Here is a 12822-nt window from a genome sequence, read left to right on the forward strand (position 1 = left end):
CCGTTGCTCATAGCGGCCGGTCCAGAATGGCCGGGCCGAACTTGGCGATGGTGGCGAGATAGAAGATGATGACGAGTGCCGCCAGCGCCAGGCCGATGGCGACGTTGCGGCTGCGGCGTGCCTTCCTCTGCTTGTCGGTGAGCGTCACTAGGTCCTTGTCCGACATCATGCACCTCCAAGCGCAAAGACACGCTCGATGATGCTGTCGGCCAGATAGGCCGCAAAGATCACGAACAGATACAGCAGCGAATATGCAAAGAGCTGCTTGGCGGGCTTCATCACGCGGTCGCTGTCCGGCATCCGGAGAACCTTCCAAGCGTACCAGACAAAGCCTGCGCCCAGGGCCAGCGAAACGACGCCATAGCCAATAGTGGTGTAGCCGAGCAGCCAGGGCGCCACGCCGACGGGGGCGAGCAGCAGCGAATAGGCGAAGATCTGGCGCCGTGTCGAGGCTTCGCCGGCGACGTTCGGCATCATCGGGATGCCGGCGCGCTCATAGTCCTGCGACTTGAACAGCGCCAGCGCCCAGAAGTGCGGCGGCGTCCACAGGAAGGTGATGAGGAAGAGCACGACGCTCTCGAAACTGACCGAGCCGGTCACGGCGGCCCAGCCGATCATCGGCGGCAGCGCACCGGCCGCGCCACCGATGACGATGTTCTGCGGCGTCCAGCGCTTGAGCCACATCGTGTAGATGACGGCATAGAAGAAAATGGTGAAGGCGAGCAGTGCTGCCGAAAGCCAGTTGACGAGGACGCCGAGCGTCATCACCGAAAGGGCCGAGAGCACGAGGCCGAAGGTCAGCGCTTCATGCGGCGTCACCTTGCCCGACGGAACCGGCCGGCTGGCGGTCCGCGTCATGACGGCGTCGATGTCGGCGTCGTACCACATGTTGAGCGCACCCGAAGCGCCTGCGCCGATGGCGATCGCCAGGATCGCGACGATGGCGAGGAACGGGTTGATGGTGGCAGGCGCGGCAACCATGCCGACAAAGGCGGTGAAGACCACCAACGACATGACGCGCGGCTTCAGCAGGGCGAAGAAATCGCCCGCCGTCGCTTCCGACATGCGGATGGTTTGATCGTCAAACCGGTTGTGGACAAGGGCCATGCGTACTTACGTCCAGTCGTTCCGTTTGGCCGAAGCCGCCGGTCTTGCCGGCGGCTTCGTAGTTCAATCAGTGCCTTACTTGATCTTCGGCAGCTGTTCCCACTGGTGGAAGGGCGGCGGCGAAGGCAGCTGCCATTCGAGCGTGGTCGCACCATCGCCCCAGGGGTTGGCACCGGCGACGCGCTTCTTGGAGAAGGCTTCGAAGACGCCGAACAGGAAGATCAGCACGCCGATGGCCGAGATGTAGGAGCCGTAGGACGACACCGCATTCCAGCCGGCATAGGCATCCGGATAGTCGATGTAGCGGCGCGGCATGCCGGCGAGGCCGAGGAAGTGCTGCGGGAAGAAGATCAGGTTCACGCCGACGAACGTCACCCAGAAGTGGGTGTTGGCGATGGCCGCCGAGTACATGTAGCCGGTCATCTTCGGGAACCAGTAGTACCAGGCCGCAAAGATCGCGAACACGGCACCCAGCGACAGCACATAGTGGAAGTGCGCCACGACATAGTAGGTGTCGTGCAGCGAACGGTCGAGACCGGCATTGGCCAGCTGCACGCCGGTGACGCCACCGACGGTGAACAGGAAGATGAAGCCGATCGCCCAGATCATCGGCGTCTTCATGGTGATCGAGCCGCCCCACATGGTGGCGATCCACGAGAAGATCTTCACGCCGGTCGGAACCGCGATGACCATCGTGGCGAACACGAAGTAGCGCTGCGTGTCGAGCGACAGGCCGGTGGTGTACATGTGGTGAGCCCACACGACGAAGCCGACGGCGCCGATGGCGACCATGGCGTAGGCCATGCCGAGGTAACCGAAGATCGGCTTGCGCGAGAAGGTCGACACGATGTGGCTGACGATGCCGAAGCCCGGCAGGATCAGGATGTACACTTCCGGGTGACCGAAGAACCAGAACAGGTGCTGGAACAGGATCGGGTCGCCGCCGCCTTCAGGCGCAAAGAAGGTCGTGCCGAAATTGCGGTCGGTCAGAAGCATGGTGATGCCACCTGCCAGGACCGGCAGCGACAGCAGCAGCAGGAAGGCGGTGATCAGCACCGACCAGGCAAATAGCGGCATCTTGTGCAGCGTCATGCCCGGAGCGCGCATGTTGAAGATGGTGGTGATGAAGTTGATCGCACCCAGGATCGACGACGCGCCGGCGATGTGCAGCGACAGGATCGCCAGATCCATGGCCGGACCGGGCTGGCCCGAGGTCGAGAGCGGCGGATAGATCGTCCAGCCGCCGCCGACGCCGTGGGCGCCGGGAGCGCTCGGCATGAAGGCCGAGAGGATCAGCAGGATGAAGGCGGGCGGAAGCAGCCAGAACGAGATGTTGTTCATGCGCGGGAACGCCATGTCAGGCGCGCCGATCATGATCGGAACCATCCAGTTGGCGAAGCCGCCGATCAGCGCGGGCATGACCATGAAGAAGATCATGACCAGGCCGTGGGCCGTCGTGAACGCGTTGAACATGCTCTTGCCGGCGTCGATCGCCGAGTCGCCTTCAACGCCGTAGACCATCGAGGCCAGGCCGTGGAAGATCTGGATACCCGGCTCGGCGAGTTCCCAGCGCATCATGACGGACAGGAAGCCGCCGATGCAGCCTGCCATGATCGCGAAGATCAGGTAGAGCGTTCCAATATCCTTGTGGTTGGTCGAGTACACCCACCGAACCCAGCCCTTCGGCTTGTGGTCGTGATGGTCGTGAGCTGCAGCGCCTGCCATGTTCCGCTCCGTTCCCTGATCCCTATTCTACCGCGGCTCAGTTGCCAGCGGCCGCGACCTTGGCCGCACCGTCCGTCTCGGCCATCAGCGCCTTGTTGGCACCCGGCAGATCGGTCTTAGCGGCGGCAAGCCACGTATTGTACTGTGCGTCTGAGACGACGCGGATTGCGATCGGCATGTAGGCGTGGTCCTTGCCGCAAAGCTCGGAGCACTGGCCGTAATAGAGGCCTTCCTTCTCAGCCTTGAACCAGATCTCGTTGATACGACCCGGCACCGCGTCCGTCTTCACGCCGAAGGCCGGCATGGCGAAGGCGTGGATGACGTCGCTGGCGGTGACGAGCACGCGAACCAGCGTGTTAATCGGGACGACGATTTCGTTGTCGACGGCGAGAAGGCGCGGATACGCGGCCCTGTCTTCCTTGCCGGCCGCGGCGCGGTCAGCATCGGCGAGCATCGCCGAGTTGAAGGAGAGCGGCTCGGCGTTCTGGTACTCGTAGTCCCAGTTCCACTGGTTGGCGGTCGCCTTGATCGTCAGCTTGGCGTCTTCCGGCGGCGAATACTGCGCCGTCAGGAGCTGGAACGACGGAATGGCCAGGAACAGCAGGATGACGACCGGACCGACGGTCCAGATGACTTCGATCAGCGTGTTGTGGCTGGTGCGCGACGGCACCGGGTTGGCGCTCGCGCGGAACCTGAAGATGCAATAGGCCAACAGGAAAAGAACGAACAGCGTGATCGGAACGATGAACCACAGCGTGTAGTGCTCGAACCAGGTGATCTGTTCCATGATGCCGGTCGCGGCCGGCTGGAAAGTGGTTTGCCAAGGCGTCGGCTGAGCCGCATAGGCCGCGACGCTGGCAAGGGAAGCAGTCGCCGCGACGGCGCTAGCAAAGATCTTTCTCATCGCCCTCTGTATCTCCCATTTCCGTGCGGGCGTAGCCGCAAGGACATCGTGCCGCTCCGGGACGGGAATCCCAGAGACGTTCGGAGGTTCAAACCATACTCTCTTTATAACCGCAAGGAAGCAGAGGCTTAACCCGTGCGGCATTTTTGCGCGCAGGCGCAAAGGCTGGCGCCGCGACGCGTTTGGCGCTAGGTGAAGAACGCGCAGGCGATAGGGCAATCGCCCCGCTTGTGCTGCCATGCCCTGAAAAGGCGTCGCAATTCGGGCCAAATTGGCTTCGAATGTCTGGAAAACCTGAGATTGCAGGATGGCGAAGGCGCCGTCTTGTTATTTACTTGCTGCCTGCACGGCCTGATAGTCGTGATTCGCAATGGAGCCGTCATGAAGTCTGGGCTTTTCAAAACCGTGGCGAAGATGCTTGTCGCCGCCGCGTGCGTGGTTCCCATGCAAGCCGGCGCGCAGCAGAGCGGCACGGTCAAGTCCACCCATGGCGCATGGTCGATCATCTGCGACACGCCCGCTGGCGCGACCAACGAACAATGCGTGATGATGCAGAACGTGATTGCCGAGGACCGTCCCGAGATGGGGCTTTCGGTGGTCATCCTGCGCACCGCCGACAACAAGGCCGAGATCCTGCGCGTGCTGGCGCCGCTCGGCGTGCTCTTGCCCAACGGCCTCGGCCTCAATGTCGACCAGAAGGACATCGGCCGCGCCTATTTCGTGCGCTGCTTCCAGGATGGCTGCTATGCCGAGGTGATCCTCGACAAGACCCTGCTCGACACGCTGAAGACAGGAAAGTCGGCGACCTTCATCGTCTTCCAGACGCCCGAAGAAGGCATCGGCATCCCCGTCGACCTCAACGGCTTCGGCGAAGGCTTCGCCGCGCTGCCATAAGCGTTTGACGCCGGAGACATTGTCCGGAGCCTCCGTGTCGCCTACATCGGGGTGAATACACTCACCTTGGAATATGAGGCGACGCGCCATGACCAGCCTGCTCAGCCAGTTCGACATTTCGGAAGACCGCGTGCGCAAGATCGTCGCCGAGACGATCGAGGGCGCCGACGACGGCGAGCTGTTCGTCGAATATCGCGAAGGCGAAGCGCTGATGTTCGACAACGGCCGGCTGAAGACGGCGAGCTTCAACACCGACCAGGGTTTCGGTCTGCGCGCCGTATCAGGCGAAGCGACCGGCTATGCGCATTCGAGCGACCTGTCGGAACAGGCCCTTTTGCGCGCCTCCGATGCCGTGTCGGCGGTCAAGGGCGGCTATTCCGGCACGCTGGCCGCCGCCCCTGCCCGCACCAACACGCATCTCTATGGCGAGGAGAACCCGATCTCCTCGCCGTCCTTCGAGGCCAAGGCCAAGCTGCTCCAGGAAATCGACGCCTGGCTGCGCGACAAGGATCCGCGCGTCCGCCAGGTGACGGCATCGCTCGCCTCGTCGTGGCAGCATGTCGAGATCCTGCGCGGCGACGGCCAGGTGGTGCGCGACATCCGCCCGCTGGTGCGGATGAACGTGTCCGTCATCGTCGGCAACGGCGACCGCCAGGAAAGCGGCTCCTATGGTGCCGGCGGCCGCAAGAATTTCGACGAATTCCTGACCGACGAAAGCTGGAAGGGTGCCGCGACCGAGGCCTTGCGCCAGGCGCTGGTCAATCTCGATGCCATCCCCGCTCCTGCCGGCACTTTCGACATCGTGCTGTCGTCCGGCTGGCCGGGCGTGATGCTGCATGAAGCGGTCGGCCACGGCCTCGAAGGCGACTTCAACCGCAAGAAGACTTCGGCCTTCGCCGGTCTTCTCGGCCAGCAGGTCGCCGCCAAGGGCGTCACCGTCGTCGACGACGGCACCATCGCCGAACGCCGCGGCTCGATCACCGTCGACGACGAAGGCACGCCCAGCGCCCGCAACGTGCTGATCGAGGACGGCAAACTTGTCGGCTACATGCAGGACCGCCAGAACGCCCGGCTGATGGGCATGAAGGCGACCGGCAACGGCCGCCGCGAATCCTACGCGCACCAGCCGATGCCGCGCATGACCAACACCTATATGACCTCGGGCGACAAAACGCCGGAAGAGATCATCGCCTCGGTCAAGAGCGGCATCTATGCCGTGTCCTTCGGCGGCGGCCAGGTCGACATCACCTCGGGCAAGTTCGTGTTCGGCTGCACCGAGGCCTACATGATCGAGGACGGCAAGGTGACCCAGCCGATCAAGGGCGCGATGCTGATCGGCAATGGACCCGACGCGATGCATCGCGTCACCATGGTCGGCAACGACATGAAGCTCGACAACGGCATCGGCATGTGCGGCAAAGCCGGCCAGGGCGTGCCCGTCGGCGTCGGCCAGCCGCATCTCAGGATGAACCAGATGACTGTCGGCGGCACACGGGTCTAGGCCGAGCGCCGACAGGACGAATGCCGATGCAACGCCCCACCTCGATCGTCGTGCTCACCGGCGCCGGTATCTCTGCCGAATCAGGTGTCGACACCTTTCGCGACAAGGACGGCATCTGGTCGAAGATCGACTACCGCGACGTGGCGACGCCGGAAGGTTTTGCCCGCAATCCGGAGCTGGTTGACGACTTCTACAACCAGCGCCGCGCAGGTCTTGCCGATGTCGCGCCGAATGCCGCACATGTGGCATTGACGCGGCTCGAACGGCAGTTCCGGGGCAAGTTCCTGCTCGTCACCCAGAACATCGACGACCTGCATGAGCGGGCCGGGTCGCAGCGGCTGATCCACATGCATGGCGAACTGACCAAGGCCTTGTGCGCCCATTGCGGCACAAGGAACCCGTGGCACGGCGACATGCTGCGCACGTCCCGCTGCCCGTCATGCCAGGAGGTCGGCCAGTTACGGCCTGATGTGGTCTGGTTCGGCGAGATGCCTTATCTGATGGACGAGATCGACGAGGCACTGGCAAGTTGCGACCTCTTCGTCTCCATCGGCACCAGCGGCAACGTCTATCCCGCCGCCGGCTTCGTCGAGCAGGCGCGCCATGCAGGCGCCCGTACGGTCGAACTCAACCTCGAACCGTCGGAAGGCTGCGACCTCTTCGAACAGGCCATAAATGGCCGCGCCACCGAAATCGTACCCGAATTCGTCGAGCATATACTGGCCTAGGCACCGGTCCGCCCATCCACGGATGGACCTGACGCGTCCGCCTACCGCCGCTTCTTCGGCTTCTCCAGCAAAGCCACCGCCTCGACATGGTGCGACCAGAGGAACTGGTCAATCGGCACAACACTCTTCAGCGCATAGCCGCCGTCGATGAGGATCCTGAGATCTCGCGCCAGCGTCGCCGGATTGCACGATACGGCTGCGACGTAAGGAACATCGGAGCGGGCGATCTGCTTGGACTGGTCCTCGGCGCCGGCGCGTGGCGGGTCGAAGACGATGCCGTCAAAGGCGTTCAGTTCCTTGAACGTCAGCGGGCGGCGGTCGAGGTCACGGCGCTCGACGGTGACGCGCTTCAGGCCGCTGGCAAAGCGGAAGCCGCGGTCGAGTGCGGCCAGCGCCGGCGCCTCACCTTCAACCGCATGAACCTCCGCCCCCGCGGCAAGCCTGAGCGCGAAGGTGCCGCAGCCCGAAAACAGGTCGGCGACCTTCCTGGCCTTGCGCATATGGCCGATGACGAGCGACACCATCGCGCCCTCCGCCTCGGCCACGGCCTGGACGAAAGCGCCCGGCGGCGGGCTGACCGTCGCCGCGCCAAAGGTCAGCATCGGCTTGACCGGCTCGACGATGATCTCGCCGTCGATGGACAGGCGGGCGATCTTCGACTTGATGGCAAAATCGGTCGCGGCACGGCGGATCGCTTCGGTCGGTTTGCCGCAATCGCTGGCGGCCACGTCGAAGCCCGACTCGGTGGCCGTGACAAGGAAGCGGAACGGCTTCGAGGTATTGGCGATGATGCCGGCAAGGTGCCGCAAGGTGCCTGCCGCTTCTACGATGGCCGGCACCAGGACAGGGCACTCCTCGATGTCGACCAGGGTATGGGAAAACGCCTTGTTGTAGCCGAGATGGAGCCCGGTCTCGGTGTTCCGGGCCGTAAACGCCGCACGCCTGCGGCTGTGCTGCGGGCACGCCACCAGCTCGCCGACTGCAACGTCGATGCCCCTGCCCTTCAGCGCATGGGCGACAAGACCACGCTTCCACTCGCGATAGGCCTGGTCCTCGAGATGCTGGATCGCGCAGCCGCCACATTCGGTGAAATGGCGGCAGGCCGGATCGATGCGCTGCGGCGACGGCTCGAGAACCGAGATCAGCTGGGCGCGATCCTTGTCGCGCGCGGCTGTCACCGTCTCGCCCGGCAGCGCGAACGGGATGAAGATGTGCCCGCCATTGGCATCGACGACACCGTCGCCATGCGCGCCCAGCCGCGCAATTTCGAAACGTGTCGTCATTACTCTTTCACTCCACCGAGCAGGTATTCACGATTTCCGTCGCCGCCTTCGAGCGGCGACGGGCAGATGCCGAGCGCACGCCAGCCTGGAACGGCGTCGAGCCAGGAGCGCAGCTCTTCAGCCATGCGCGGGCCGTCCTCGACATTCCTGAGCAGGCCGCTCTTGCCGATCGCCTCGCGCCCGGCCTCGAACTGCGGCTTGACCAGGAAGACGCCCCTGGCGCCTGGTGCTGCCAGTTCGAGTGCATTGGGCAGAGCCAGCCTGAGCGAGATGAAGCTGACATCGGAGACCAGCAGATCGGGTGTCCGGCCGCCGAGATCATCCGACGTCAGATTGCGGGCGTTGAGGCCCTCCAGGCAGGTGACGCGCGGATCCGACTTCAGCCGCTCGTCCATCTGGCCATGGCCGACATCGATCGCCACGACATGTGCCGCGCCGCGCTCGAGCAGGACCTGGGTGAAGCCGCCGGTCGACGCGCCGATGTCCAGCGCCGTGGCTCCAGCCGGATCGAAGCTGAAATGGTCGAGCCCGGCGATCAGCTTGAGTGCGGCGCGCGAGACATAGGCCTGCGCCGGGTCGTCGACGGCGATTTCGGCGCTCGCCGGCACCATCTGTCCGGGCTTCTTCGCCGGTTGGCCGGCGACGGACACGGCCCCGCGCGCCACCGCGTCGCGGGCCCGCGAACGGCTGGCGAAGAAACCGCGGCTGACGAGCAATTCGTCGAGCCTCAGGCTGGTCCTGGAGCGCTGCGCGTCCGATTGGACGCGTAGCGCTCCAGCTTCTTTTGTTTGCGCATCGTGCTTACCGAAAATCGACTTCGATTTTCGGGCCGATGCGCGGGCTTGCCCAGAGTTGTCCATGGCTTTCAATGGCGAATGCGCGCCTGCAAGGCAAGCGCCCGCACGATAATGTCAGGCGCGGACGGCCTGGGCCGACTTGCCAAGGGCTGCGAAGACGGCGCGCACGATGCCGGCGGAATCGAGCCCGGCGTCGACATGCATCTTGTCGGGGCTGGCATGGTCGACGAAGCTGTCCGGCATGGTCAGTGGCCGCACCTTGAGGCCGTTGTCGAGCAGGCCGTTGCGGGCGAGGAAGTCGAGCACCTGGCTGGTGAAACCGCCGACAGAACCTTCCTCGACCATGACGAGCACTTCGTGCGAGCGCGCCAGGCGACGGATCAGGTCCTCGTCCAGCGGCTTGGCGAAACGGGCGTCGGCGACCGTCGTCGACAGGCCGGCAGCACCAAGTTCCTCGGCGGCGAGCAGGCAGTCCTTGAGGCGTGTGCCGAAGGACAGCAGCGCCACCTTGGTGCCCTCGCGCACGATCCGGCCCTTGCCGATCTCCAGCGCCTGGCCACGCTCGGGCATGTCGACACCGACGCCGTTGCCGCGGGGATAGCGGAAGGAGATCGGTCCGTCGTCATATTCGACGGCGGTGCGCACCATATGGCGCAGTTCCGCCTCGTCGGCCGCCGCCATGACGACGAAACCGGGCAGCGAGGCAAGATAGGCAGTGTCGAAGGCGCCGCAATGGGTGGCGCCGTCCGCGCCGACGAAGCCGGCGCGGTCGATGGGAAAACGCACCGGCAGGTTCTGGATAGCGACGTCGTGCACGACCTGGTCATAGGCGCGCTGCAGGAAGGTCGAGTAGATCGCGACGAACGGCTTGTAGCCTTCGGTCGCGAGGCCCGCGGCAAAGGTCACCGCATGCTGCTCTGCAATGCCGACGTCGAAGCTGCGCGACGGAAACGCTTCGCCGAACAGATCGAGGCCGGTGCCCGACGGCATGGCGGCGGTGACGGCAACGATCTTGTCGTCGTCGCGCGCTTCCTGCATCAGGCTTTCCGCAAACACCTTGGTGTAGGCAGGCGCGTTGGCAGGCGCCTTGGCCTGGGCGCCGGTGATGACGTCGAACTTGTTGACGCCGTGATATTTGTCGGCAGCCGCTTCGGCCGGGGCATAACCCTTGCCCTTCTGAGTCACGACATGGATCAGCACCGGGCCGGTGCCGTTGTCGCGCACGTTCTTCAGCACCGGCACGAGATGCTCGAGATTGTGGCCGTCGATCGGGCCGATATGGAAGAAGCCCATCTCCTCGAACAAAGTGCCGCCGGTGACGAAACCGCGCGCATGCTCGACGGCGCGGGTGATGGCGCGGTCGACGCGGCGGCCGAGATAGGAGGTCAGCTTCTTGCCGAGCTCGCGCACGCCGGCATAGGTGCGGCCCGAGGCAAGGCGCGCCAGATAGGCGCTCATCGCACCGGCCGGCGGAGCGATCGACATGTCGTTGTCATTGAGGATGACGATCAGGCGGGCATCGAGCGCACCGGCATTGTTCATCGCCTCATAGGCCATGCCGGCCGACATGGCGCCGTCGCCGATGACGGCGATGACATTGTTCTTGCCGCCGTCGAGGTCGCGTGCCACCGCCATGCCGAGGCCGGCGGAAATGGAGGTCGAGGAGTGCGCGGCGCCAAACGGGTCGTACTCGCTTTCCGAACGCTTGGTGAAACCGGAGAGCCCGCCTTCCTGGCGCAGCGTGCGCATGCGATCGCGGCGGCCGGTCAGGATCTTGTGCGGATAGGCCTGGTGACCGACATCCCAGATGATGCGGTCGTCGGGCGTATCGAAGACATAATGCAGCGCCACCGTCAGTTCGACGACGCCAAGGCCGGCGCCGAGATGCCCGCCGGTCTGCGACACCACGTCGATAAGCTCGGCGCGCAGTTCGCTTGCCAGCTGCGGCAGCTGGGCCTCGTCGAGCGTGCGCAGGTCGGAGGGCACGCGGACCTTGTCCAGCAGGGGCGTTTCAGGTTTCGCGTTCATCAATCCGCACTAACTCGGTTAACCACCCGGCAGATACGACCGCATGCTTGGAAAGTAAATGCGTGGCGGTGACGCGGGCCGGCCTCACGCCTGCCCGTCAGCTCTCGGGCAACGGAATAAACTCTTCTTCGTCACCGGGAACGATATCGAAGCGGCCGGTCTTCCATTCGTTCTTCGCCTCTTCGATGCGCTCCTTCGACGACGAGACGAAATTCCACCAGATGTAGCGCTTGGAGCCGAGCGAGGCGCCGCCGAACAGCATGAAATGCGCACCCGTCTCCGAACCCACGACGATCTCGTCGCCGGGCCTGAACACCAAAAGCCGCTCGATCGGGAAACGATCGCCAAGTATGTCGATCTCGCCCCCCAGCGTGTAGATGGCACGCTCCTCGGCGTCGGCCGGAATCTTGATCCTTGCACCGGGCGCCAGCCTGATGTCGGCATAAAGCGTGTCGGAGGCCTGGCGCACCGGCGACGTCAGGCCCTTGAACGCGCCGATCACCAGCCGCCCGCTGACCCCGTCGGCCTCGAAGGTCGGCAGCTCGGCCGCAGCCGTGTTCTCGAACAACGGCGCGACCTCTTCCTTGCCGTCGGGCAGCGCCAGCCACGTCTGCAGCCCGGACACCGACATCGGCGCGCCGCGCAGCTCTTCGGGCGTGCGCTCGGAATGGACGATGCCGCGGCCCGCCGTCATCAGGTTCACGTCGCCGGGCGCAATGACCATCTCGGTGCCGAGCGAATCCCGGTGGCGGATCTTGCCGTCGAACAGATAGGTGACGGTCGCAAGCCCGATATGGGGGTGTGGACGCACATCCAGCGCATGCCCTGCCCTGAGGATTGCCGGGCCCATGCGGTCGAAGAAGATGAACGGCCCGACCAGGCGACGCTTTGCCGTCGGCAATGCCCGGCGCACCTGGAAGCCGTCGATGTCCTTGGCGTTGGGAATGACCATCAGTTCGAGCTGGTCGCAGGAAAAGGCATCGCCCGGCGTCGGGTCTTCGGCAGGAAAGAAGCTCATGGTCGCCTCCTAGAGTGATTGCAGCACGGCGGTCACAAGAGCTGACACTCAGGCAAATCGCAGCGCCGAACGGGCCTTGGCCTTGGCGGCCTCTTCGTCGCGGTTGCGCGGATGCTGGTGCGTTTCCATCGCATGCAGCATCTCGTGCGCTGCCTCGGCGATGGTGTCGACGGCGCGGTTGAAGGCCTCTTCGTTCTTCTTCGAAGGTTTGGTCGTTCCGCTCAGCTTGCGCACGAACTGCAAGGCTGCGTCACGGATCTCGTCATGCGTCGCCGGCGGGTCGAAATTGAACAATGTCTTGATGTTGCGGCACATCGCCTGCTCCCGGGTTTTCACCAACGGTATGGGTTGTCCATAACTGGGCGCAACGTGCCGCGAGGTCAAGCCGTTCGGTCGGCCGCGACCGCCGTCAGCGAAGGGGCATCCTCCGAACGAGGGGCGTCATCCCAGGATGAGCGCCGCGGCGCCGACGAGCAGCGCGCCATAGGTGCCAACCATGCCGGGCGCGCTCAACGGCGTCCGCGCGGTCAATATGCCTGCAAGGTGGAGGCTACGGCCGATGATCAGCAGTCCGGCGATCGTCCACAGCATCGCCGCCGGCGCCTGGCGGTATTCGGCAAGGGCGAGCAGGATCAGGGCGAGCGGCACATATTCGATGAAATTGCCCTGGGCGCGGATGCGCCGCATCAGGACGACATCCTCGCTGTGGCCGAGCTTCACGCCGACTGTCTTGCGGCGCAGGCTGACCCGGATGCTGAGAACGACAAGAGCCACGGCGGCGAGTGCTGAAGTCATCGACGTTATCGGCAACATGACAGGCCCTCCCCGACGAGCATT

General features: G+C 64.5%; 13 protein-coding genes. 3 read left to right on the forward strand and 10 right to left on the reverse strand.

Annotation, left to right across the window (positions count from 1 at the left end; translation table 11 throughout):
* Positions 1 to 7: 7 nt before the first annotated feature.
* The 4 genes from IG197_RS07705 to coxB form a co-directional block, all read right to left on the reverse strand.
* On the reverse strand, positions 8 to 166 hold the full coding sequence (locus IG197_RS07705) for a hypothetical protein (protein WP_169808282.1): 159 nt from the start codon (positions 164 to 166) through the stop codon (positions 8 to 10).
* Entirely contained in the window at positions 166 to 1107 is a 942-nt protein-coding gene (locus IG197_RS07710) for a heme o synthase (protein WP_067964579.1), read from the reverse strand. Before IG197_RS07710 ends, IG197_RS07705 begins: the two co-directional genes overlap by 1 nt.
* Before the next feature lie 75 nt (positions 1108 to 1182).
* Positions 1183 to 2832 (reverse strand): cytochrome c oxidase subunit I, encoded by a 1650-nt coding sequence (gene ctaD / locus IG197_RS07715; protein WP_067964581.1) that lies wholly within the window; start codon positions 2830 to 2832, stop codon positions 1183 to 1185.
* A 37-nt stretch (positions 2833 to 2869) separates the two neighbouring features.
* Positions 2870 to 3736 carry a cytochrome c oxidase subunit II gene (gene coxB / locus IG197_RS07720; RefSeq protein WP_067964583.1) on the reverse strand — a complete coding sequence of 289 codons (867 nt, stop codon included), beginning with the start codon at positions 3734 to 3736 and terminating at the stop codon, positions 2870 to 2872.
* A gap of 414 nt (positions 3737 to 4150) precedes the next feature.
* On the opposite strand from coxB, the gene IG197_RS07725 reads away from it, so the two are divergent.
* The 3 genes from IG197_RS07725 (at position 4151) to IG197_RS07735 (ending at position 6859) form a co-directional block, all read left to right on the forward strand.
* Complete coding sequence (locus IG197_RS07725; RefSeq protein WP_245432147.1) at positions 4151 to 4630, forward strand: invasion associated locus B family protein; 480 nt, start codon at positions 4151 to 4153, stop codon at positions 4628 to 4630.
* Positions 4631 to 4718: 88 nt separating this feature from the next.
* The gene (tldD, locus tag IG197_RS07730) at positions 4719 to 6131 is read left to right on the forward strand and encodes a metalloprotease TldD (protein WP_192318056.1); all 1413 of its coding nucleotides are present in this window, start codon (positions 4719 to 4721) and stop codon (positions 6129 to 6131) included.
* Between the two features lie 26 nt (positions 6132 to 6157).
* Entirely contained in the window at positions 6158 to 6859 is a 702-nt protein-coding gene (locus IG197_RS07735; protein ID WP_210346902.1) for an NAD-dependent deacylase, read from the forward strand.
* Positions 6860 to 6900: 41 nt separating this feature from the next.
* Here IG197_RS07735 and IG197_RS07740 read toward each other — a convergent pair whose 3' ends face one another.
* The 6 genes from IG197_RS07740 to IG197_RS07765 all read right to left on the reverse strand — a co-directional run bounded on the left by IG197_RS07740 (position 6901) and on the right by IG197_RS07765 (position 12798).
* The gene (locus tag IG197_RS07740) at positions 6901 to 8142 is read right to left on the reverse strand and encodes a class I SAM-dependent RNA methyltransferase (RefSeq protein WP_192318060.1); all 1242 of its coding nucleotides are present in this window, start codon (positions 8140 to 8142) and stop codon (positions 6901 to 6903) included.
* The gene (locus IG197_RS07745; protein WP_246670874.1) at positions 8142 to 8873 is read right to left on the reverse strand and encodes a TlyA family RNA methyltransferase; all 732 of its coding nucleotides are present in this window, start codon (positions 8871 to 8873) and stop codon (positions 8142 to 8144) included. The genes IG197_RS07740 and IG197_RS07745 overlap by 1 nt, the downstream gene beginning before the upstream one ends.
* A gap of 180 nt (positions 8874 to 9053) precedes the next feature.
* Complete coding sequence (gene dxs / locus IG197_RS07750) at positions 9054 to 10967, reverse strand: 1-deoxy-D-xylulose-5-phosphate synthase (RefSeq protein ID WP_067964591.1); 1914 nt, start codon at positions 10965 to 10967, stop codon at positions 9054 to 9056.
* A 97-nt stretch (positions 10968 to 11064) separates the two neighbouring features.
* Entirely contained in the window at positions 11065 to 11985 is a 921-nt protein-coding gene (locus IG197_RS07755) for a pirin family protein (RefSeq protein WP_067964594.1), read from the reverse strand.
* A 48-nt stretch (positions 11986 to 12033) separates the two neighbouring features.
* Positions 12034 to 12300, reverse strand: coding sequence for a DUF2277 domain-containing protein (locus tag IG197_RS07760; protein WP_154386776.1), 267 nt, complete (start codon positions 12298 to 12300; stop codon positions 12034 to 12036).
* Positions 12301 to 12426: 126 nt separating this feature from the next.
* Entirely contained in the window at positions 12427 to 12798 is a 372-nt protein-coding gene (locus IG197_RS07765) for an MAPEG family protein (RefSeq protein ID WP_083948650.1), read from the reverse strand.
* Positions 12799 to 12822: the final 24 nt, after the last annotated feature.

This window comes from Aminobacter sp. SR38, assembly GCF_014843375.1.
GTDB classification, from domain to species: Bacteria; Pseudomonadota; Alphaproteobacteria; order Rhizobiales; family Rhizobiaceae; genus Aminobacter; species Aminobacter ciceronei.

What these genes read in the sequence shown, in the direction of transcription:
- ctaD (WP_067964581.1), bottom strand. Translation starts at nt 2,832, where the DNA reads ATGGCAGGCGCTGCAGCTCACGACCATCACGACCACAAGCCGAAGGGC.
- tldD (WP_192318056.1), top strand. Translation starts at nt 4,719, where the DNA reads ATGACCAGCCTGCTCAGCCAGTTCGACATTTCGGAAGACCGCGTGCGC.
- IG197_RS07755 (WP_067964594.1), bottom strand. Translation starts at nt 11,985, where the DNA reads ATGAGCTTCTTTCCTGCCGAAGACCCGACGCCGGGCGATGCCTTTTCC.
- IG197_RS07760 (WP_154386776.1), bottom strand. Translation starts at nt 12,300, where the DNA reads ATGTGCCGCAACATCAAGACATTGTTCAATTTCGACCCGCCGGCGACG.
- dxs (WP_067964591.1), bottom strand. Translation starts at nt 10,967, where the DNA reads ATGAACGCGAAACCTGAAACGCCCCTGCTGGACAAGGTCCGCGTGCCC.
- IG197_RS07740 (WP_192318060.1), bottom strand. Translation starts at nt 8,142, where the DNA reads ATGACGACACGTTTCGAAATTGCGCGGCTGGGCGCGCATGGCGACGGT.
- IG197_RS07765 (WP_083948650.1), bottom strand. Translation starts at nt 12,798, where the DNA reads ATGTTGCCGATAACGTCGATGACTTCAGCACTCGCCGCCGTGGCTCTT.
- IG197_RS07710 (WP_067964579.1), bottom strand. Translation starts at nt 1,107, where the DNA reads ATGGCCCTTGTCCACAACCGGTTTGACGATCAAACCATCCGCATGTCG.
- coxB (WP_067964583.1), bottom strand. Translation starts at nt 3,736, where the DNA reads ATGAGAAAGATCTTTGCTAGCGCCGTCGCGGCGACTGCTTCCCTTGCC.
- IG197_RS07735 (WP_210346902.1), top strand. Translation starts at nt 6,158, where the DNA reads ATGCAACGCCCCACCTCGATCGTCGTGCTCACCGGCGCCGGTATCTCT.
- IG197_RS07725 (WP_245432147.1), top strand. Translation starts at nt 4,151, where the DNA reads ATGCTTGTCGCCGCCGCGTGCGTGGTTCCCATGCAAGCCGGCGCGCAG.
- IG197_RS07705 (WP_169808282.1), bottom strand. Translation starts at nt 166, where the DNA reads ATGTCGGACAAGGACCTAGTGACGCTCACCGACAAGCAGAGGAAGGCA.